This is a genomic window from Ilumatobacter sp. (assembly GCF_041688325.1).
Classification (GTDB): domain Bacteria; phylum Actinomycetota; class Acidimicrobiia; order Acidimicrobiales; family Ilumatobacteraceae; genus Ilumatobacter_A.
In genome coordinates, this window is record NZ_JBDNIJ010000163.1 from 1 (window position 1) to 19,904 (window position 19,904).

The following is a 19,904-nucleotide window of genomic DNA, read 5'->3' on the forward strand; positions in this document are numbered from 1 at the left end:
ATTTCCATGTCGACCGTCATCAGGTAGTCGCAGGCGTGCGTCCCGTCGTCGATGGTCTCGAGGAAGAACGCGGCGTCAAATCGCTTCCCCAGCGTTCGCCCGTAGTGATCGGTGAAGCCCACGACCACGGTGTCGATCGTCCCGTGGTCAACGGCCTCGCGCAGTTCCTCTGGTGTCACCTGTCGGGCCCCGTTTCTCTCGGTGAGCAATCACACTCGCACATCCCGACAGCGCTCATGAGCAGAAACGCCGGCCTGAGTTTGTGTGAGCGAAACCGGCAACCGACGCCGCAATCGCTCACACAAAAAGGCTGGCCTGAGTTTGTGTGAGCGAAACCGGCAACCGACGCCGCTATCGCTCACACAAACTGCTCACACACAATCGCTCACACAAACTGCTGGCGCGGCTCAGTGACGGCGGGGTGGTGGCAGGCAACCCAGTGACCGGGTGCGTGTTCGACCAGCTCGGGTTCGGTACTGGCGCACACCTCAGACGCGTGCGGGCAGCGTGTCCGGAAACGACAACCTGACGGAGGGTCGAGCGGTGAGGGCAACTCGCCGCTGATCAGCTCACTCGCCGGTGGCAGGCCGAGGGTGTTGCCGGGGATCGACGCGAGCAGTGCCCGACTGTACGGATGTGTGGGCCGGGCGTAGAGGTCGGCAGTTCCGGCGATCTCACAGACCTTGCCGAGGTACATCACCATGACCCGGTCTGAGATGTTTTTCACGACCGCGAGATCGTGGCTGATGAACAGCATCGTCAGCCCGAACTGCCGCTTCAGCCCTTCGAGCAGGTTGAGGATTTGGGCCTGCACCGACACGTCGAGGGCCGATACCGGCTCGTCGAGGATCAATACGTCAGGTTCCATCACCAGCGCACGCGCGATGTTGATTCGCTGGCACTGCCCGCCCGAGAACTCGTGGGGCCTGCGGTCGGCAATACCGTCGTCACCGAGCCCGACCGACGCCATCACCTCGGCGACCCATGCGTCGAGGTCGCCCTCGCGGGTCGAGCCCCAGATGTCGATGCCCTCGCGGACGATGTCGCGGACACGCCGGCTTGGATTGAGCGACGACACTGGATCCTGGAAGATCATCTGCATCTTCTTGCGCGCCTGGCGCAGCTGCTCGCCTTGCTGGGTGACAAGGTCAACACCGTTGAGTCGGATGCTCCCGCTGGTCACCGATTCGAGCTGCATGATGGCCCGACCGGTGGTGGTCTTGCCGCAGCCCGACTCGCCAACAATGCCCAGGGTCTCGCCCTGGTCGAGATCGAAGCTCACGCCCGACACGGCATGCACGACCTGCTTCTTGCGTGCCGGGAACTCGACGACGAGTTCGGTCACACTGAGCACGACGTCGCTGCGGAGATGTGCAGTGCCGGTACCGGCCATCAGGCGTGTCCTTGCGCATTCTCGCCAGCGGGAAAGTGGCAGCGGAACCAGTGCTCGCTGCGCTCGTCGGCCGACGGGGGTGTCGTGTTGCAGATGTCTTGAGCGGCCGGGCATCGGGCCGCGAAGCGGCAACCACGTGGCGGTGAGATCAGCGACGGGGGAGTGCCCTCGATGGTGGTGAGCTCGGAGTGGCTTGGGAGGTCGAGGTCGGGCATCGACTGGATGAGCGCAACGGTGTAACGGTGTCGAGGGTTGGTGAAGATTTGCTCTGTCGGCCCCGACTCGATGACCTCGCCGGCGTACACAATCGCGACACGATCGGTGAATCCTTTCACGACCGCCAAGTCGTGGGTGACGAGCACCATCGCCATCTGCCGGTCGCGCTGGAGGCCAGACAGCAACCGCAGGATCTGGTCTTGCACCGTTACGTCGAGTGCAGTGGTTGGCTCGTCGGCGAGCAGCAGTGCCGGCTCGTTCGCCAACGCAATCGCGATGGTCACCCGCTGGCGCATGCCGCCTGACAGTTGGTGCGGGTACTCGCGGAGGCGCCGTTCGGGCGCCGAGATGCCGACCTGCTGCATCAATTCGAGTGCCCGCGCCCGCGCTTGCGACTTGGACATGCTGGTGTGCACGAGCATTGGTTCGGTGATCTGGTGCTCGATGAGCCGGACCGGGTTGAGGGCGGTCAGGGGATTCTGCGACACCATGCCGATCTGCGTGCCGAGCGTGCGCAGGATGTCGGCTGGTGCTGCTCGCAACATGTCGACACCGGCGACTTCAATGGTGCCGGACCGGGTGACGTCGGCAAGCGCGAAGGCACCGACGATCGACCGGAGGATCATGGTTTTGCCCGACCCTGACTCGCCAACCACACCGAGCGCTTCGCCTGCCTTCAAGGACAGCGACACCCCGTCGACGGCGTGCACGTCGCCGTTCGGTGTGTGCAGCGCGGTGAAGAGGTCGTCGATGTACAGGACCTCGTCGCCGCTGCCGGTGTCGGCTACGGGGCCGACGCGCAGGCGGCGCTGCGTCACGACTTCGCGCGGCGAGTAGAGCGATCGCATGGAGTCGCCAACGAGGTTGAACGCCAGGATCGTGAGGAACATCACCGTGGCTGGCAAGAGCGCGACGTGGGCATGCTTGTCGATGTCACCGGCTCCGTCGGCGATCAACTTGCCCCACGTGATCTCGTCGAGGGATAAGCCGATGAAGGCCAGTCCGCCCTCGGCGACAATCACGAGAGCGAAGCCGATGAATGCAAACGACAGTACGGGCAGGGCGATGTTTGGTGCCAGCTCGCGCAGCAGGATCCGCCGCTTGGTTGCGCCCATTGCTTCGGCCGCGTCGACGAAGTCGCGCTCGGAAAGCGCGAATGATGCACCACGCACAATGCGGGCGTAGCCGGGAATGCTTGTCAGCGAGAACAGCGTGATGAACACGAACATCGAGTTGCCGAAGGTGGCTCGCACGGAGATGAGGAGGACGAGACCGGGGAATGCCAACGCGATGTCGATCAGGATGGTGCTGACCGAATCGACCTTGCCGCGCAGGTAACCGGCGGTGAGGCCCACGGCGCTGCCGAGCAACCCGCCGATGATGGTGACCGTGAGGCCGAGGATCAGCGCAGGCCGCGCGCCTTGGACGACGCGCGCGAACATGTCGCGGCCCTGGCCGTCGGCACCGAAGAACGCATTCCAGCCGGGGCCCTCAAACTTGGCGACTTCACGGGTCCGGATGCCGAGTTCGTCCGGGTCGCGAATCGGGAGGATGTCGCGGAACAGCGCGAGGAACACCAGCGCGACAATCCACGTGGCCGAGAACCAGAACATCACTCCGAGTTTCCGACTGGGCACAGGCCCGCCCTGCTTGACAGCAGCGACTGCTTCAGCCTCGGTCTTCACCCCAGTCGGGCCCGGTTCAACGAGCGCCATGACGAATCCTTGGGTCGAGAATCGAATACAGCACGTCGACGAGGAAGTTCATCATCACGTAGGCGACGGTCAGGATGGCGACGACGGCGGCGACCACATTGAAGTCTTCGAGTATGACCGACTGAATCACCAGGCGACCCATGCCGTTGATCGCGAACAGCACCTCGATGATGAACGCTCCGCCGATGAGGCCAGCGATGTTGAGGCCGACGGCAGTGGTGAAGTTCAGCGATGACGGCCGCAACACGTGGCGCCACATGATGCGCCGCTCACTCAAGCCGCGTGCCTGGGCGAGCATTACATAGTCCTCTTGCAGGGTCTCGATCAGATCGCTCCGGAGTAGGCGGAGGTAGACGGCCACCAGGTTCAGCGCCAGTGTGAGTGACGGCAGGAACATCTGGCGCAGGTTGTTGAGCGGGTCGTCGTTGAGCCCCGGCAGGTTGTCGACGATCGTTGGGAACCAGCCGAGCTTCACGCCGAAGACGAACGACATATAAATCCCCAGCACGAACGCCGGCAGCGCAAGGAGCCCGAATGCGGTCGATGACGCGGCCTTGTCGATGAAGCCACCGGGGCGTCGTGCCGAAGCCAGCGCCAACGGCACCGCCATGCCGATCGCCATGATTTCGGCAAGCACCATCAACTCCAGAGTTTTCGGCAGCGACTCCCGGATGAGGTCCCAGCTGCTGAACCCGCGCGTCACGATTGAGTCGCCGAAGTCGAACCTCACTGCATTGCCGAGCCAGCGGGTGTACCGCTCCAAGAGTGAGCCGTTCAACCCGAGGTTGGCGCGGATACCTTCGACCACCTCGGGCGTGGCGTTCAGTCCGGCGAACCGTTCAGCCGGGTCACCCGGTGCCTGGTCGAGCAGGAAGAACGTCACGAAGGTGACGACGAAGAACACAAAGACCAGACGCCCGAGGCGCTGGACGAAGATCAGCATGCTGGGGCCCGCTGGTTCAGGTCACTGCTCGATCCACACGCCCGGCCAGGCGAAGAAGTTGCCGTTGGTCATCGCCAAGGACGCCGAACCGTCCGGCAAGAGTCCTGGCGTGCCAATGCCGTGGAGTTCGGGCAGCGTGACCACGGCTTCGACACCATTGAGGTGATCGACCCAGATCATCGGAACTTCGTCACCGAGCGCCTGGAGGAACTGTGCGTAGCCCGCCTTGCGAGCAGCTTCGTCGATGTTCTGTCGACCCGCATCCAACCCAGCGTCAATGTCGGCGCTGACCAGGTTGGTCCAGTTGAGGAAGCCGCCACTGGAATGGAAGAACGGGTACTCGCCGTCCGGATCGGGCGAGCCGAACTGGAACCAGGAGAACGCTTGGAAGTCGTCTTGGATCGCCGTCAGCGCTGATTGGCCCTGACCGATCTCCTTGATTTTGCCGTCGATACCGACGTCGGTCAGGAACGACATCATCACTTCGGCGACTTCGATCACCGATGCATTTGGCTCGATCGACAGCTCGAATTCGATTGGGCCGACCTCGGCTTCATACTCGTCCACGAGCGCTTGTGCTGCTGCTGGGTCGAACTGCGGATAGTTGTTCTCGGTGTACCAGCGGTCTGACGGGTTCAGCGGCCCGTTCGCCGGGATGGTGAGGCCGGAGCGGAACGTGTCGATAATGAACTGCTTGTCGATCGCGTGGGCCATTGCCTGGCGGACGCGGAGGTCGTCGAACGGTGGCGCAGTCGTGTTGAGGAGCCACAGGTACTCGTTCGCGCCAGCGGTGCCGATCCACACGTCGGTCTCGTCGTCCTCGAGAAAGTCAACGATGTCTTCATCGCCCGGGCTGATGTAGCCCTGCACGTCACCAGCTTCGAAGGCCTGGCGCTTGACCGTCAGATCGACAAGGAATTTGAAGTTAATCGCATCAAGGTACGGCAAGCCCTCGTCGGCCCGCCAGTAGTTCGGGTTGCGCACGACGCGTGCGCCGTCGCCTGGTGTCCAGCTCTCGAGCATGAACGGGCCGGTGCCAGTAAATGTCTCGTTCGTGCCGATCGTCGAAGGCGACACCATCCAGCCGGGTTGGCCGACCAGCCCGTACGGGAGCGAAGCCCACGGTGCGCTCAGATCGAGCCGGACAGACAGTTCGTCGACCGCGGTGATCGTGGTGATCTGAGCCATCGCGAATCCGACGATCGGGCTGTCTTTGAATGCTTGCAGGTTGGCGCGAACGGCTTCGCCGTCGACGGGTTCGCCGTCGTGGAACAGGAGACCCTGGCGCATGGTGATGGTCCACGACGTGAAGTCGTCGTTCGGCGTGAGACTCTCGGCGAGGTTCGGCTGCCAGTTGGCGTTTGCGTCGAGGCCGACGAGCGAGTCGTTGAGTGCTGTGATCACTCGAATCGAGCCGGGCGCAATGGCGCCGGTGGTGTCGAAACCGGTGCCGTCGTTGGTGAGGCCGAAGGTGATCTCGCCACCTGCAACTGGTTCGAGCGATGCCAGGTCGGCGTTGCCCTCACCCTCACTGGTGAGCTGGTCCGCGTCTTCGAGTGGCGCCGGTTCGTCGGGCTCGGTCGACTGTGCTGCGGTGTCTGACGTGTCGGCAGGCTCCGAGCTGTCGGGGTCAGCCTCGGCTGCGGTGGCTGGAGCCTCCGTCGCATTCGGTGAGTCAGCCGAGTCACTGCCGCTGCATGCAGCAGCAAGGAGTGCCCCAGACACCAGGATCGCCAGTGTGTGGCGTCGTGTACTTACCAACATCATTCCCCCCGGGAAGTCGTCTTGTACGTCTAAAAGATTTGTAGCAGGTTGACCGACCACGCGACGTGTCGACTGTCACATTTTTTGCATCATTCCGCGACCGGCCGAGCAAGGTGACACTCACACCGATGAGCTGAGTTGGCCGACCGTCGCGGGTGCGACGTACGGTGAGGTCGTGATGAACGAAGATCTGCGTGTGGTGATGATCATCATCGATGCTCTGCCGCATCGACATGTCAGTGCCGCGCTCACACCGAACATCTGGCGGCAGGCTTGCGAGGGTGGACGCGCCCCTGAGGGTGGGCTGTCGCTGCCAATGTCGGTTACCTACGCCAATCATGCGGCGTTCATCACAGGCGCCGACCCCAGCGAGACAGGGGTGTATGGCAACTCCACCTGGATCGAGGGCGAGGGATGGGTGCCGTCGCCGAAAGCCGGACCACGTGCCCCCACCCTGTTCGACCGCGTCGCCGCGGCCGGCGGGCGATCGGTGACGGTCGTCGGTGACCACAAACTGATCGCTCAGATGGGCGGCGATCGCGCCGACGAAGTGTGGCCGCCGGGCGGATGGATACCGGACGGCACCGCCCGCTGCGAGTTCGGCTATCCGACTGACGCCGCTGTCGTCGCCGCCGCGCAGAGTGCTGACCTCAACGCCGACCTCGTCGTGCTGCATCTCAACCAACCCGACACGACATCGCATCTCTATGGGCCGGACTCGTCGCAGGCAGTCGAGCAATATGGTGCGACCGACGGTGCTTACGGTGAACTGATTGATGCGCTCGCCGACGGGTGGGACCACACCGTCGTTATCACGCTGTCCGACCATGACCAAGAGACCATCGTCGACCAGACATCGGTCCCGCTGGCCGATGCCCTGTCCGGGTTCGTCGATCTCCAAGTGGCCACCGACGGAACAGGCGCATTGATCCACGGCGACGTCGGTCCGGACGCACTCGCCGCGATCACAGCCGTTTCCGGAATCGAGTCGGCGGAGCGTTTGAGCGCGGATGTCTGGATGGCATGGACCGAACCCGGGCGAATGTTCGATGCGGCGCCGATCCCACTCGGCGGACAACACGGCAGCCCCCGCTGCCGGACGCAGCTGGCAATTGTGTCCGGCGGTGCCCCCGCAGCCGAGCCGCTGATGCGATGGATCAAGACTGCCCAACCGTCAGCGCTTGAGTGGGCACCAATGATTGCCGGGTTGCTCGGTCTGGGAGAATTGTGAAAGCAAACGTGACGATCGACGTCGCGGCGTTTAGCGAGCAGGGTTGGCTCGTCATGCGCGGGGCGATCAAGCCGGATGAACTCGCAGCGATCGACGCTGCGGTGTCCGGCGTGGCGGCGTGGGCCGACGCCGACGGCCCGGGTCTCCACCACTTCGAACAGACTGACGCCGGGGCGGTCCTGGCCAGGAGCGAAGACTTCATCGAGCACGACAATGTGCTTCGCGCGTTCATCTGCGACGGCCTTATCACCCGAGTGCTCGGCGAGTTGTTTGGCGAACCGGCCGTGCTGTTCAAGGAAAAGATCAACTACAAGCATCCCGGTGGTGGCGGCTTTGCCCCACATCAAGACGCACCGGCCTACCGATTCATTGACCACCACATCTCCTGCATGGTTCCGCTCGATCCAGCGACAGAACAGAGCGGGTGCCTGTACGTGGCGCCCGCGCCCGACGCTGGTGCAACGGTGCCTCCGGGGCGAGGCACCATGATGACGACCGACGAGCGAGGTCGCATCGACGAGTCACTTGCGGCGAAGCTCGCTTGGCGCCCGGTGCCGCTGGATCCTGGTGACCTGCTGTTTTTCGATTCGTACACCCCGCACTACAGCGATACGAACCGCAGCGATCGGCCGCGACGCGCTGCCTATCTCACCTACAACGCTGCGTCGCGTGGCGACTTCCGCGACCGCTACTACGCCGACAAGCGAGCAGACTTCGCGGTGGCTGGGGACGACTTCGACGGTGAGCGCGTTCGCATCAGCATCATCGACGACTTCCTCGGGCGACCGGTACAGCGGTGACCATGCTGCTGCTTGATGATCTGCACGCGCTGTACGCAAGCCCGGCTGCATCGCGGTTGTATGACGAGGTCATCACCGAGTTGCAGCACGCAGTGCAGTGTGCCGAGTTGGCCACGGCGTCAGGCGAATCGGATGCGCTGGTGGCAGCTGCGCTGCTGCATGATGTGGGGCACCTGCTGCTCGAAGATCACGTTGCGCTCGATGAGACCCTGGTCAACGACCACGAGCACGAGAAAGCCGGCGCCCGGTATCTCGCAGCGTGGTTCGGGCCAGAGGTCACGGGCCCGGTCGCGCTGCATGTGGCTGCGAAGCGTTACCTGTGTGCTGTTGAGTCGTCCTACTTCGCGACCTTGTCACCGTCGTCGGTGCGGACCCTCGCCGTACAGGGTGGCGCAATGACCGCCGACGAAGTTGACGCGTTTGAACGTCATCCCGGCAGTCGTGGCGCAGTACTGGTGCGGCGTTGGGACGACACGGCCAAGGTTGCCGGCCGCGTGGTCCCCGGGTTCGACCACTATGCCGACGTGCTGCGCTCGGTCGCCATCCGCTGAACGACCCGAGCCGCTCCAGCAGGAACAGCCAAGATGCTGACGCCACCTTCTGATCTTGCGGTTTTCATGAGCTTGCTGCAGTCACTGACTGCAGCAAGCTCATGAAAACGGAGGAAGCGAGCGCGGATTGTTCGATCTTGCGGGACAATTGGCTTATGAGGGAGCGCGCCGAACACTCCGAACTGGCCGCGGTGCGCGACGTCGAAGTCGGCAAGGTCACGGTGGTGTGCCATGGGTGGCGTGGCGGTTCGCTCTATGTCGACGTTGAGCCGGTGACCGAGATGACGGGTTGGACCGAGTTCCGCATCGTTGGCGTGCAGCCACGGATGTGGTGGATCACGGGACACCCCGACGTCACGACGGACGTGCACGGCGATTGCGTCGTTGTGCGCCTCCCGATTGCCAGCGCGGCCCTCGAGCTGACCCCTGCCAGTTACTGACTCAGAGGCGGCTGGCGAGGAATGCCCGGGTGCGGGCTCGACCCTCGGGGTCCGAGGCGAACTCTGATGCCGCGAGCTGCGTGACACCGGCGGCGGCGAGTTCGTCGAGCCGACTCGCGCATGTTGCCTCGTCACCGATGATGGCGAGGTCTTCGGGGCCGCCGAGGCCTTCGCGGTCGAGCATTGCGCGGTACGACGGGAGCTGGCCGTAGATCAGGAATGTCTTGGCGGCGTTAGCGCGAGCGGCGTCGACGTCGTCGGTGACCCAGATAGGCATACCGGCAACGACCTGGGGCTTGTCGCGCCCAGCGTTCGATGCTGCTTCGCTGATCGTGGGCACGGTGAGCTCGCTGAGCGTCTTTGCGCCGGTCATCCAGGTGATGGTGCCGCCGCAGCGCTCACCGGCGAGCTTCAACATCTGCGGGCCGAGCGCGGCAAGCAGCACCGGAGATTCGGGGGCGTTGATCGTCAACTGCCCACGGGCCGTAAGGGTCTCACCGGCGAAGCTGGCGGCTTCGCCGCGCACGAGTGGCATCAGCGCTTCGAGGTATTCGCGGGCGTGCCGGAGCGGCTTGTCGAACGAGTGGCCCCACATGCCTTCGACCACCGGTTTGTGGGAGAGGCCGATGCCGAGCGTGAAACGGCCGCCGGTGAGCATGCTCGTAGTTTGGGCCTGTTCGGCCATGACCATTGGATGACGGGGGTACGTGGGGACGACCGATGTGCCGAAGCGAATGTTCGACACCGTTTGTGCGGCGGCGCCAATGATGTTCATCGCCTCAGCCTGCTGCACGATCTGGGGGAGCCAGTAGGTGTCGAATCCTGCCTCGGCCGACGCTGCTGCGTCCGCCAAGATCGAGCTGAATCCGCCGCTACTCGCGACGCCTGAGAAGATTCCGATGTCCATGGCGCCAGCATGACCGCGCCGCGCTGCCAAAAGTGCATCGAAGCCCTTGAGGATCACCGGCTGGCGTGGGATCAGCTGATCGAGTGCTGGCAAGATGGGCTGATGGAAATTGTCGATCACACCGCCGTCGAACTGGCTGGCCTCCTCAGGTCGCGAGAGCTGTCGGCGCGTGACGTGATGACCGCGCACCTCGACCGGATTGATCAGGTCAACCCTCAGGTCAACGCCATCGTGTCGATGCGCGACCGGGCCGACGTGCTGGCCGATGCCGACGCGGCCGATGCCCAGAAACCGATGGGTCCACTGCACGGCCTGCCGGTGGCAGTGAAGGATCTGGAAGACGTCGCCGGACTTCCGACACGGTCGGGTTCACTGGTGACGAGCACCCAGCTGGCAGCGGCTGACGGGTTCATCGCAGCGCAACTCCGTGCCGCCGGGGCGATCATCATCGGCAAGACCAACACACCAGAGTTCGGCACGGGTTCGCACACGTTCAACGAAGTGTTCGGCGTGACCCGGAACCCATGGGATCTGTCGAAGTCGGCGGGCGGCAGCAGCGGTGGCGCAGCGGCAGCCCTCGCCAGCCGGATGCTGCCCATCGCCGACGGCAGCGACCTCGGCGGATCGCTGCGCAACCCCGCGGGCTTCTGCAACGTGGTCGGCCTCCGACCGACGATCGGGCGAGTGGCCCTGTCCGCCGCGACGTCGACGTCGACCCATCTGATTCGGCTGGGTGTGCGTGGTCCAATGGGGCGCACGGTGGCCGATACGGCGCTGCTCCTCAGCGCGCTCGCCGGGCCCCAGGCCGACGACCCGCTGTCGCTGACTGACGACCCGGCGATCTTTCGCGCTCCGCTCCCGACAACGACGTCCGCTCGCCTGGCCTGGGGTGGTGACCTCGGGTTGTTCACTGCTGAAGCCGAGGTCCTCGGCCTCTGTCGCCAGGCAGCCAAGCAGATCACGGCGGCCGGGGGCACGTTCAGCGAAGCAGCCCCGGACCTGTCGGCGTCCATGCAGATCTTCCGCACCCTGCGTGGTCTGGCCTACCGCCAACTCGGGCAGGCGATCCCGCGTGACCGTTGGTCGCTGATGAAAGCCACCGTGCTCGAGAACATCGAGTTCGGCCTGTCGATCACCGTTGACGATGTGCTGCGGGCCGAAGCGTTGCGAGCGCAGGTGCACGCCGAGATGACGAAGTTCTTTGACGAGTACGACGTGCTCGCCCTGCCAGCTGCCCAGGTCGCACCGTTCCCCGTCGAGACCGAGTTCCCGATGGCGATCGATGGCGTCGCCATGGCTGACTATCTCGACTGGATGACCACCTGCTGCGTCATCACACCGACCGGGTGCCCGGCGCTGTCTTTGCCGGCCGGGTTCACCTCCGCCGGCCTTCCCGTCGGGCTGCAACTGGTCGCGCGAGTTGGCAACGATCGGGCGCTCCTCGAAGCCGCTGCGGCTCTCGAAGCAGCGAACCCGCTGTACCAACGTGTCCCAGGGCTGGTGATGACGTAGCTTCCGGGAATGCCTGTACAACTCGCCAAGTCCGCCATCGATCTCGGCATCGTGATCAAAGAGAGCGAACGATCACTCGCGTTCTATGTTGGCCTTCTTGGCCTCGAGCACGTCGGTGACATGCCGATGCCCATCGGTGGCGGCGGCACGATGCACCGCCTGCAGTGCGGCGACACGGTGATCAAGCTGGTCAACCTCACCACGACCCCGCCGTCGGCAACACCTGGCGGCATTGCCGGTGGCCTCGGGTTCCGGTACCTCACCTTGATCGTCTCGAACCTCGACGAGATTCTCGCCGAGTGTGCAGCTGCTGACGTCAATGTGATGGTCCCTGCCTCGGAAATCCGGCCGGGGATCCGGATCGGCATGGTCGAGGATCCGGATGGCAACTGGGTGGAGTTCGTCGAGGCCACCTGATGACCGGCAACGGACTCGTCTGCGCGGGGCTGCGCAAGCAGTTCGGGCAGGTCACCGCACTCGGCGGCCTCGATCTGGAGGTGCCGCGCGGCGAGCTGGTTGGTTTTCTCGGCCCCAACGGCGCAGGGAAGTGGACAACGATGCGCTCGATCGATGCGCTCGATCGATGCGGACGGACCAGACGCTGACCGCAGCCTCCGGGCGCTTGATTGTGGGCTCGGTTGGACGTCCGAAATCACAGCCACATATATGTCGTCGTGGCGCTTGCGGCGCGCGTGCCGTTCGGTAGGAAGAGATCGATCTGCCCGAACACGAGCGACCTGCCCGGCTTGGTAGCCCACGCTTCGAACGTGACGGTGCCGACATTTTCTGGTACCCCGCGCTCGAAGTTGGTGGCGAGCGACACCGTCGTGAAGCTGGCGTCGGCATCAGGGCGTAGCGACATCATCACGAACACCATGCCGGTGTCCATACATCCCAATATCGCTTGCCCCGACAGCACTCCGCCGCCATGCGTGAGGCGCTCGACGACATCAAGGTCGAAGCGCACGCGGCCCGGTTCGGCAGCGACGATGCGAAGCCCGAAGTCGGCCATCAGGCCTGACCCGCCTGCGGCGAATGCCTCGGTGATCGACGCAGCCAATGCCGCGTCGTGGTCGATAAAAGTCTCATGCAGTTTGCTCACCGATCCGAGCGTAGAGGAGGGCGGTGGCTACGTTCTCCTCGTGCAACTCAACACGATCCGACGCGGACCAGCAGCGGGCGCCGGCGTGCCCATCGTCTTCATTCATGGGCTTGGAACGTCGGCCCATAGCTGGGATGCCTGCGCCGAGGCGCTGGCTGATCGGCACCTGACGATCGCGATCGACCTGCCCGGCCACGGCGACTCACCCTGCCCCGATGACGACCCCGAAGCGTTCACCCGTGACGCAGCATTGGCTGACATCGACGACGTACTGGCCAGTGTTGACGGCCCGGCGATCCTGGTTGGCCACTCGCTCGGCGGCTACCTGGCGCTTGCCCATGCAGCCACGCGCCCGAACGCTGCTCGTGGCGTGGTGGCGATCAACACGGGGCCCGGCTTCCGTGACCCGGACAAGCGCGAGGGCTGGAATGTCCGCTCACGTCGCAACGCCCACCGGTTTGGTGTTCCGGAGCACGTCACCGACCTCAATTTGCAGCACGACTCGATCGTGATGGACCGGCTCGCCGACATCGCGACGCCAACCGTCGTGCTCGCAGGTGGCGATGACCGCCCCGAGTACCAAGGCTCAGGTCAGTACCTCGAACGCAAGATGCCTGATGCGCGCCTGGTCGTGCTCGATGGCGGTGGCCACTCGATGCACGAAGACACGCACGCCATCGCAGTTGCCGACATCATCGCCTCCTTCGCCGCCACCCTCCTCCCCTGAGCACAGTCCGATCGGCCAACAACAGACACCTCAAGCCGTGTCGAGCGGCGGCAGTTTGCCAGACTCGGCCGATGGCGACCACGCACTTCGAGGACTTCACCAGCGGCCAGGTCATCGAGTTGGGTTCGGTCACATTGACCGAGGAGGCGATCATCGACTTCGCCACTCAGTTTGATCCGCAACCGTTTCACATCGACCCAGTCGCTGCTGTCGACTCGTCGTTTGGCGGTCTGATTGCCAGCGGTTGGCACACCGGCTCGCTGTGGATGCGGCTCTACGCCGACACAGTGCTCGACGGTGCCGATAGCCGAGGATCGCCGGGGATGGAGGAACTGCGCTGGTGGGCGCCGGTTCGCCCAGGCGACACGCTGACCGGAACCATCACCGTGATGAACACCGCACCGTCGGCGAAGAACCCGACACGCGGCACGGTCCTGATCGAAGGTGCCATGACCAATCAGGACGGCGTGGTCGTGATGAGTATGCGCTCACGCGGACTCTTCGGTCGCCGGACAGGCTGAGACGCGGACGAGCTGAGACGCGGACAGGAACGGATCGAACTGGTTTGTGTTTCCGTACCGGCTGTACGTGGAACACTCTCTCTATGACCAACACACCGAAGAAAGTGCTCATCGCCGTCGATGGAACCGAACGGGACCGTTCGGTTGTCCGCCAGGCCCTTGATCTCTTCGGCGATGACGCGGACTATGTCGTCATGAGTGTGAGCCCAGAGCCAGCGGCCATGGGCGCGGCCTCGGTGTCGTATGCGACCGCATCAGCATTCTCGGCTCCGTCGCTGAGTTATTTCGCCGACGGTCTTGACGCCGATGCCCACGAGGCCGAAGGCGTGGCCGAACGAGCGGCAGACGAAGCTGGTATTTCCGATGCTGAAACAGTCGGCGAGGTCGGCAATCCCGCACTTGTGCTCCTTCAGCAGGCTGCTGAGAGCAGGGTCGACGTGATGGTGGTCGGAGCGAGCGAGCGAAGCTGGTTCTCACGGTTGTTCGAGCCATCGGTTGAGGCACTCGTTCTCAACCGGGCAATCTGCCCGGTCCTCGTCGTTCACCCGATCTCTCCGGCGCCAAAGTGACCGCTCATCCTGACAGTCGCAACAGATGAGCCGACTCTTTGAAGAGCTCGATTATCAGCAGACGCCCATCGGCATCATCAGCCTGCGCCGTCGGCTCGAACCGACACTGCAGATCGACGTGTTCGAGATCAAGATCGGCGAGGACGGCTTGATGTCGAGCTTGATCACCGATGGCGAAGAGGCCGTCTCGAGTCTTGCTCTCGCTGCAACGTCGAATGAGTCGCTCAATGTCGTCGTCGGGGGCCTCGGTCTCGGCTACACCGCACAGACCGTGCTGGATGACTCACGTGTCACATCGCTTCGCGTTGTTGATGCGCTTGCACCGGTGATCGACTGGCACGAGCGTCACCTCATCCCGCTCGGTGAGTCGGTATCGACCGACAAGCGCTGCGAGTTTATTCTCGGAAATTTTTTTGAGATCGCCGCGAACGGCATGGACTTCGGTGCTGATGCTCCCGACCAGTTCGACGCAATTATCGTTGACATCGATCACTCGCCGCGTCACCTGCTCGACCCGAGCAATGCCCCGTTCTACGAGGCCGACGGAGTTGAGCGGCTTGCTCGGTGCATTCGCCCGGGCGGCGTGTTCTCGCTCTGGTCGAATGACCCGCCAGACGCGGAGTACCTGGCGGTGCTCGAAGGCGCCTTCGACACGGCGGTTGCCGAGGTCGTCGTCTTCGACAACGTGCTCACCGGCGGCACTGCCGAGAGCACGATCTACGTCGCCACCGTGTAACGAGCCCGAGAGCGACCCGGGTCGTGGAGCGGCTCGTCAGCGTCCGGAGCGGAGCACACCGCCGGGGCGCGCGCCGGTGGGCTTGCCGTCTTCGAAGGTCACCTGACCTGACTTGATCGTGTAGCGGTAGCCATCGACGTCTTGCAGTAAGCGGCGCCCGCCGGCGGGCAGGTCGTGGACCATCTTCGGTGCATGCAAATGTAGATTTTCGAAGTCGATGACGTTGATGTCAGCCAGCTTGCCGACCTCGATGCGGCCACGATCCTTCAGCCCGTACGCGTCAGCGGTCTTCGACGTTTGCAATTGGACGACTCGTTCGAGGGGCAGCTTCGGACCGCGACTGCGGTCACGTGCCCAGTGGGTGAGCAGGTAGGTCGGAAAGCTCGCATCGCAGATCAGACCGCAGTGCGCGCCACCATCGGAGGCACCGGGGATCGTGACGTCGTGGTCAAGCATTTCACGGATCACGTCGTGGTTGTTCTCGTGATAGTTGCCGAGCGGGCTGAACATGAACGCTTCGCCGTTGTCCTCGACCAACCAGTCGAGGACAACCTCGCCGGGGTGGCGACCTTCCTGTTTGGCGATGGCCCCTGCACTGGCCTCAACCGGCGGCTCGTAGTCAGGCGGGTCGCCGAGGCGGTACATCTGGCTCCAGTTGGTCGCCATGTACTTGGCGAACCGGTCCTTGGTGAACGGGTCTTCGTCGAGCAGCGCGGCCCGAAACTCAGGGTCACGGAGCTTGGCGGCGCGCTCGGCAAGCGGGAGGTCGCGGATGGCGCGGTAGCTCGGGTGAGCAATGAACGGGTGGAACGAACTCTGCAGTCCGTAGAGCATGCCCGTCGGGCGCACCGCAACCTGCGGGGTCATTGGCGACCCGGCTGCCGTGGCACTCACCGCAGCAGCCAGTGCAGTACGGAACGCGGTCGGGTCGGCGGGGGTTTGCGCCAACGTGTAGGTGGTGGGGCAACCCATGGCATTGAGCGTCTCGAGCCATGGCTCGTCGCCGCCCTGACCCTGGTCGTCGGAGACGTACTGGAACAGTGCATGCCCTGAGTCGCGGACTGCTTCGCCAATGGCGATCACTTCGTCGGGTGTCGAGTACGTGCCGGGAACATGGCCGTGCTTGGAGGTATGCAGGAACGTGCGCGACGTGGAGAAGCCGAAGGCGCCGGCGTCCAAGCCTTGTCGCGTGATCTCGACCATCTGAGCGATCTCGTCAGGCGTGACGTCGTACTCGTGTGCGCGCTCACCGAGCACGTAGGCACGCACGGCAGCATGCGGAATTTGTGCGCCGACATCAATCGTGCGGGGCATTGCTTCCAGTGCATCGAGGTACTCAGGGAAACTCTCCCAATCCCAGGAAATACCTTCGACCAGCGCACTGCCGGGGATGTCTTCGACACCTTCCATCAGCTCGATCAGGAATTCATGTGCATCGGGGCGGACCGGCGCGAACCCGACACCACAGTTACCCATGACCACCGAGGTGACACCGTGCTGGCTCGATGGCGCCATCACCGGATCCCACGAAACTTGGCCGTCGTAGTGCGTGTGTATGTCGACCCAGCCGGGGGTGACGATGTGGCCGGTTGCATCGATCTCGCGGGTGCCTGCGTCGGCCACCTCGCCAACGGCCGTGATCACGCCGTTGTCGATCGCCACGTCGGCAATGCGTGCTGCGGCACCCGTGCCGTCGACTACTCGTCCGTTCCGAATCACCAGATCATGCATCTCACCATTGTCGCGAGCATCGAGAGGTCTGGTCGAGTCGAACTGTCTCGACCGGACCTCTCGATGCTCGCCGCGGCCAACCGGATCTTCAGAGCTGGAGTTGGACGACCATCCGCTCGACGAGGGCGTCGATGTCGATTGTGGAGACGGTTGTCGGCGCCATGATCGATCGCAACGCGAGCGGGCCGTCGATGATCTCGTAGGCGGTCAAGAGGTCGACGTTCGGGCTGATCTCGCCAGCGGCCTGCCATCGCTGCAGCAATTGTGGGATCGCACTGCGCGGAGCATTTGGCGACCGCGGCTCGCGGACAACAAGCGACGGATCGCGCACCTGGGCGGCCCACAGTTCGTAGTGCACCGCGCGGATTCGGCTCTCGACGAAGTTAGGCAAGATGCGCCGCAAGAACTCCGCGAGATCGCCGCGCAACGAGCCGGTGTCGGGAAGCTCTGCATAGGTGACGGTGGAGTCGACGGCGCTCACGATGAGGTCGTGAGGTTCGGGGTAGTGCCGGTAGATCGTGGTCTTCGCGACGCCGGACCGCTTGGCGACCTCGTCGACGGTGAAGCCGCTGACGCCGCGTTCGAGCAGCACTTCGGCCGCCGCGGCCACCATCTTCTCTCGGGCTTCTTCGCTGCGTGGACGTGCCATGTTCGTACTCCAGAAATAGTTTCGCTACCATTAGGTAGCGGAACTGGGATTGTTTCGATACTCTAACGTAGCGAAACCGCAGTGGGATAGTTCAACGCCACCGCAACGCCAACTCCAGTCATATTCCCACTCTTCACTCCCACTCTTCACTCCCACCCAAATTCCAGTCCGGAATTCCAAATTTACGAGGTCCCTGATATGTCACATGCGTTGTACAGACTTGGGCGGTTCGCTGCTCGCCGACCGGGGCGCGTGATCGGTGCCTGGTTCCTGGTGGCGATCGTCGTCGTGGGGGCGTCAGCCGGTTTTGGCCGCGAGCTCGAAGACTCCTTTGACGTGCCAGGACTCGACTCCCAGGACGCCATCGATCTGCTGTCGGCAGCGCAGTCCGACCGTGCCGGGTTGACCGCGCAGGTCGTCGCGACACCATTGGTCGATGGTGCGACGTTCGCGGACGATGCTTCGGGAGCCGCGCTCGCGGCCCTGCGGGGTGAACTCGAAGCTCTCGAGAGCGTGCTGGGTACGGCCGAACAGATCTCGCCGGACGGCCGCATCGCGCTGCTTCGCGTGCAGTATCCCGTCACCGACGATCTGAGCCCGCTCGACCTCGATCGGCTCAAGGAGTTACGGGAGTCGAGCGGTGCAACCGATGCACTGCGGATCGAACTTGGCGGCGAACTCTTCTTCGCCTTCGAGGAACCGCAGACCGGCATCGGCGAGATGATCGGGCTCATTGCTGCGGTGATCATTCTGCTCCTCGCATTTGGGTCAGTTATTGCGATGGGACTCCCGATCGGCATGGCGCTCTTCGGGTTGGCACTCGGTGTGAGCTCGATGGGGCTGATCACCTACCTGATCGACATTCCGAGCTGGGCGCCGCAGATGGGCAGCATGGTCGGTCTCGGCGTTGGCATTGACTACGCCCTCTTCCTGGTCACCCGCCATCGCGAGTTCCTGGCGCGAGGCATGACGGTCGAAGAGTCCGTCGGACGAGCGGTTGCGACCGCTGGCCAGGCAGTCATTTTCGCCGGCGGCACGGTGGTGATCGCGATCCTCGGCCTCGCCGTCGCCGGTATCCCGTTCATGACGGCCGCCGGCGTTGCTATCTCGGTGATCGTGCTGATCATGGTCGTCGCGTCGGTGACGCTGCTGCCAGCCTTCCTCGGCCTCGCTGGAACCTGGATCAATCGGCTCGGGATCCATCGTCGCGGTCATCACGCCGGTGAGAGCGTGGGGGTCGGATGGGAGCGTTGGGGCCGTCACGTGTCCAACCATGCATGGCCGTACGCCATTGGCGTCACCGGACTGCTGCTCGCGCTCACTGCGCCGGTCCTCGTGCTGCAACTGGGCTTTCCCGACGAAGGATCACTCCCTGAGTCACGCACCGAGCGACGTGCGTATGACCTCGTCGCTGAAGGCTTCGGAGCCGGCATCAACGGTCCGCTCGTTGTGGCGATCGACATCAGCAACGATGTCGACGTCGTGCAGCCACTTGCTGACGCTGTGGCCGCCGATCCGGGCGTGGTCGCCGTTTCTCCCCCCGAGGTCAATGTCGCCGCAGGCGTCGCCACGCTGATCGTCTTCCCGACCACGGCACCGCAAGACGACGCCACCCTCGAAACGGTCGAGCGGTTGCGTTCCGACGTCTTCCCACAGGTGCTTGGCGACAGCCCTGCGGTCGCGCACATCGGTGGCCAGACCGCGACCTTCGGCGACCTCGGTAACCGGATCACCAACCGTCTGCCGTGGTTCATCGCCGCGGTGATCCTGCTGTCGTTCGTGCTCCTGACCTTCGTCTTCCGGTCGATCCTTGTCCCGCTCAAGGCGGCGCTCCTCAACCTCTTGAGCATCGGCGCGGCGTACGGAGTGATGGTGATGGTGTTCCAGTGGGGGTGGGGCCTGAGCCTGGTGGGCCTCGATGCGACGGTGCCGATCATCTCGTTCATCCCCATGTTCATGTTTGCGGTGCTCTTCGGCCTGTCGATGGACTACGAGGTCTTCCTGCTTTCTCGGGTCCGCGAGGAATACTTGATCACGGGTGACAACGACGCTTCCGTCATCCACGGGATTGCCAGCACTGCTCGAGTGATCACGTCGGCGGCGTTGATCATGATCTCTGTCTTCCTCGGATTCGTGCTTGGCGAGGACCCCGCAATCAAGATGATGGGCCTCGGATTGGCGACAGCGATCTTCGTCGATGCAACCATCGTCCGCATGGTGCTCGTGCCGGCCACCATGCGACTGATGGGTGACGCCAACTGGTGGATTCCCGGATGGCTCGACCGGCTTCTGCCGACGATCGACATCGACGGTGAGAGTGGATTACCCGAACCTCAGATGCTGGTGACCGAGGTCAAAGAGCGAGAGCCGGTACTGGTGTGAGAGCTGCTTGGTACC

The 19,904-nt window shown here is 63.9% G+C and carries 20 protein-coding genes; 12 read left to right on the plus strand and 8 right to left on the minus strand.

The genetic code is table 11. The features are described 5' to 3' along the window. Positions 1–385: 385 nt before the first annotated feature. Genes ACH2EI_RS10215 through ACH2EI_RS10230 form a run of 4 tightly spaced genes read right to left on the minus strand, consistent with a single transcriptional unit; the run spans position 386 to position 5,992 of the window. Entirely contained in the window at positions 386–1,393 is a 1,008-nt protein-coding gene (locus ACH2EI_RS10215) for an ABC transporter ATP-binding protein (protein ID WP_395159946.1), read from the minus strand. Beyond that, complete coding sequence (locus ACH2EI_RS10220; RefSeq protein ID WP_395152374.1) at positions 1,393–3,324, minus strand: dipeptide/oligopeptide/nickel ABC transporter permease/ATP-binding protein; 1,932 nt, start codon at positions 3,322–3,324, stop codon at positions 1,393–1,395. The genes ACH2EI_RS10215 and ACH2EI_RS10220 overlap by 1 nt, the downstream gene beginning before the upstream one ends. Further along, positions 3,311–4,267, minus strand: a complete 957-nt coding sequence (locus ACH2EI_RS10225; RefSeq protein WP_395152373.1) for an ABC transporter permease — start codon at positions 4,265–4,267, stop codon at positions 3,311–3,313. Before ACH2EI_RS10225 ends, ACH2EI_RS10220 begins: the two co-directional genes overlap by 14 nt. 21 nt (positions 4,268–4,288) lie before the next feature. Further along, entirely contained in the window at positions 4,289–5,992 is a 1,704-nt protein-coding gene (locus ACH2EI_RS10230) for an ABC transporter substrate-binding protein (protein WP_395152372.1), read from the minus strand. 217 nt (positions 5,993–6,209) lie between these two features. Here ACH2EI_RS10230 and ACH2EI_RS10235 point away from each other — a divergent pair, with 217 nt between their 5' ends. The 4 genes from ACH2EI_RS10235 to ACH2EI_RS10250 all read left to right on the plus strand — a co-directional run bounded on the left by ACH2EI_RS10235 (position 6,210) and on the right by ACH2EI_RS10250 (position 9,053). Then, a complete protein-coding gene (locus ACH2EI_RS10235) occupies positions 6,210–7,262 on the plus strand; it encodes an alkaline phosphatase family protein (RefSeq protein WP_395152371.1) in 1,053 nt (350 codons plus the stop codon). An 8-nt stretch (positions 7,263–7,270) separates the two neighbouring features. Next, entirely contained in the window at positions 7,271–8,062 is a 792-nt protein-coding gene (locus ACH2EI_RS10240; protein ID WP_395152370.1) for a phytanoyl-CoA dioxygenase family protein, read from the plus strand. A gap of 2 nt (positions 8,063–8,064) precedes the next feature. Continuing rightward, positions 8,065–8,613 carry an HD domain-containing protein gene (locus ACH2EI_RS10245; RefSeq protein WP_395152369.1) on the plus strand — a complete coding sequence of 183 codons (549 nt, stop codon included), beginning with the start codon at positions 8,065–8,067 and terminating at the stop codon, positions 8,611–8,613. Positions 8,614–8,768: 155 nt separating this feature from the next. Beyond that, on the plus strand, positions 8,769–9,053 hold the full coding sequence (locus tag ACH2EI_RS10250; protein WP_395159948.1) for a hypothetical protein: 285 nt from the start codon (positions 8,769–8,771) through the stop codon (positions 9,051–9,053). A gap of 1 nt (position 9,054) precedes the next feature. Here the strand turns inward: ACH2EI_RS10250 and ACH2EI_RS10255 are convergent, their stop codons facing one another. Next, positions 9,055–10,080: a TIGR03564 family F420-dependent LLM class oxidoreductase gene (locus ACH2EI_RS10255; protein ID WP_395152367.1), complete on the minus strand. Its 1,026-nt coding sequence runs from the start codon at positions 10,078–10,080 to the stop codon at positions 9,055–9,057. Here ACH2EI_RS10255 and ACH2EI_RS10260 point away from each other — a divergent pair. The 3 genes from ACH2EI_RS10260 to ACH2EI_RS10270 are packed head-to-tail and all read left to right on the plus strand — an operon-like array spanning position 10,063 to position 12,077. Continuing rightward, positions 10,063–11,472 (plus strand): amidase, encoded by a 1,410-nt coding sequence (locus ACH2EI_RS10260; RefSeq protein ID WP_395159950.1) that lies wholly within the window; start codon positions 10,063–10,065, stop codon positions 11,470–11,472. The two genes, ACH2EI_RS10255 and ACH2EI_RS10260, sit on opposite strands and share 18 nt — an antisense overlap. Before the next feature lie 9 nt (positions 11,473–11,481). Then, the gene (locus tag ACH2EI_RS10265) at positions 11,482–11,889 is read left to right on the plus strand and encodes a VOC family protein (protein ID WP_395152365.1); all 408 of its coding nucleotides are present in this window, start codon (positions 11,482–11,484) and stop codon (positions 11,887–11,889) included. Then, positions 11,889–12,077, plus strand: coding sequence for an ATP-binding cassette domain-containing protein (locus ACH2EI_RS10270; protein ID WP_395152364.1), 189 nt, complete (start codon positions 11,889–11,891; stop codon positions 12,075–12,077). Before ACH2EI_RS10265 ends, ACH2EI_RS10270 begins: the two co-directional genes overlap by 1 nt. A 47-nt stretch (positions 12,078–12,124) precedes the next feature. Here ACH2EI_RS10270 and ACH2EI_RS10275 read toward each other — a convergent pair whose 3' ends face one another. Next, complete coding sequence (locus ACH2EI_RS10275) at positions 12,125–12,574, minus strand: PaaI family thioesterase (protein ID WP_395152363.1); 450 nt, start codon at positions 12,572–12,574, stop codon at positions 12,125–12,127. 40 nt (positions 12,575–12,614) lie between these two features. Between ACH2EI_RS10275 and ACH2EI_RS10280 the strand changes: the two genes are divergently transcribed. From ACH2EI_RS10280 to ACH2EI_RS10295, 4 genes are all read left to right on the plus strand, one after another. Then, entirely contained in the window at positions 12,615–13,301 is a 687-nt protein-coding gene (locus tag ACH2EI_RS10280; RefSeq protein WP_395152362.1) for an alpha/beta fold hydrolase, read from the plus strand. Between the two features lie 71 nt (positions 13,302–13,372). Continuing rightward, positions 13,373–13,822 carry a MaoC family dehydratase gene (locus ACH2EI_RS10285; RefSeq protein WP_395152361.1) on the plus strand — a complete coding sequence of 150 codons (450 nt, stop codon included), beginning with the start codon at positions 13,373–13,375 and terminating at the stop codon, positions 13,820–13,822. Positions 13,823–13,905: 83 nt separating this feature from the next. Continuing rightward, the gene (locus ACH2EI_RS10290) at positions 13,906–14,391 is read left to right on the plus strand and encodes a universal stress protein (RefSeq protein ID WP_395152360.1); all 486 of its coding nucleotides are present in this window, start codon (positions 13,906–13,908) and stop codon (positions 14,389–14,391) included. A gap of 25 nt (positions 14,392–14,416) precedes the next feature. Continuing rightward, the gene (locus tag ACH2EI_RS10295; RefSeq protein ID WP_395152359.1) at positions 14,417–15,127 is read left to right on the plus strand and encodes a spermidine synthase; all 711 of its coding nucleotides are present in this window, start codon (positions 14,417–14,419) and stop codon (positions 15,125–15,127) included. A gap of 36 nt (positions 15,128–15,163) precedes the next feature. On the opposite strand, the gene ACH2EI_RS10300 is transcribed toward ACH2EI_RS10295, so the two are convergent. Continuing rightward, positions 15,164–16,858 (minus strand): amidohydrolase family protein, encoded by a 1,695-nt coding sequence (locus tag ACH2EI_RS10300; RefSeq protein ID WP_395152358.1) that lies wholly within the window; start codon positions 16,856–16,858, stop codon positions 15,164–15,166. 88 nt (positions 16,859–16,946) lie between these two features. Then, positions 16,947–17,507, minus strand: coding sequence for a TetR/AcrR family transcriptional regulator (locus tag ACH2EI_RS10305; RefSeq protein WP_395152357.1), 561 nt, complete (start codon positions 17,505–17,507; stop codon positions 16,947–16,949). Between the two features lie 198 nt (positions 17,508–17,705). Between ACH2EI_RS10305 and ACH2EI_RS10310 the strand changes: the two genes are divergently transcribed. Beyond that, entirely contained in the window at positions 17,706–19,889 is a 2,184-nt protein-coding gene (locus ACH2EI_RS10310) for an MMPL family transporter (protein WP_395152356.1), read from the plus strand. Positions 19,890–19,904: the final 15 nt, after the last annotated feature.

Bases quoted from the DNA above. Each gene is read 5' to 3' on its own strand.
- ACH2EI_RS10235 (WP_395152371.1), top strand. From the start codon at position 6,210: ATGAACGAAGATCTGCGTGTGGTGATGATCATCATCGATGCTCTGCCG.
- ACH2EI_RS10250 (WP_395159948.1), top strand. From the start codon at position 8,769: ATGAGGGAGCGCGCCGAACACTCCGAACTGGCCGCGGTGCGCGACGTC.
- ACH2EI_RS10220 (WP_395152374.1), bottom strand. From the start codon at position 3,324: ATGGCGCTCGTTGAACCGGGCCCGACTGGGGTGAAGACCGAGGCTGAA.
- ACH2EI_RS10270 (WP_395152364.1), top strand. From the start codon at position 11,889: ATGACCGGCAACGGACTCGTCTGCGCGGGGCTGCGCAAGCAGTTCGGG.
- ACH2EI_RS10300 (WP_395152358.1), bottom strand. From the start codon at position 16,858: ATGCATGATCTGGTGATTCGGAACGGACGAGTAGTCGACGGCACGGGT.
- ACH2EI_RS10245 (WP_395152369.1), top strand. From the start codon at position 8,065: ATGCTGCTGCTTGATGATCTGCACGCGCTGTACGCAAGCCCGGCTGCA.
- ACH2EI_RS10225 (WP_395152373.1), bottom strand. From the start codon at position 4,267: ATGCTGATCTTCGTCCAGCGCCTCGGGCGTCTGGTCTTTGTGTTCTTC.
- ACH2EI_RS10305 (WP_395152357.1), bottom strand. From the start codon at position 17,507: ATGGCACGTCCACGCAGCGAAGAAGCCCGAGAGAAGATGGTGGCCGCG.
- ACH2EI_RS10295 (WP_395152359.1), top strand. From the start codon at position 14,417: ATGAGCCGACTCTTTGAAGAGCTCGATTATCAGCAGACGCCCATCGGC.
- ACH2EI_RS10215 (WP_395159946.1), bottom strand. From the start codon at position 1,393: ATGGCCGGTACCGGCACTGCACATCTCCGCAGCGACGTCGTGCTCAGT.
- ACH2EI_RS10290 (WP_395152360.1), top strand. From the start codon at position 13,906: ATGACCAACACACCGAAGAAAGTGCTCATCGCCGTCGATGGAACCGAA.
- ACH2EI_RS10265 (WP_395152365.1), top strand. From the start codon at position 11,482: ATGCCTGTACAACTCGCCAAGTCCGCCATCGATCTCGGCATCGTGATC.
- ACH2EI_RS10285 (WP_395152361.1), top strand. From the start codon at position 13,373: ATGGCGACCACGCACTTCGAGGACTTCACCAGCGGCCAGGTCATCGAG.
- ACH2EI_RS10310 (WP_395152356.1), top strand. From the start codon at position 17,706: ATGTCACATGCGTTGTACAGACTTGGGCGGTTCGCTGCTCGCCGACCG.
- ACH2EI_RS10260 (WP_395159950.1), top strand. From the start codon at position 10,063: ATGGAAATTGTCGATCACACCGCCGTCGAACTGGCTGGCCTCCTCAGG.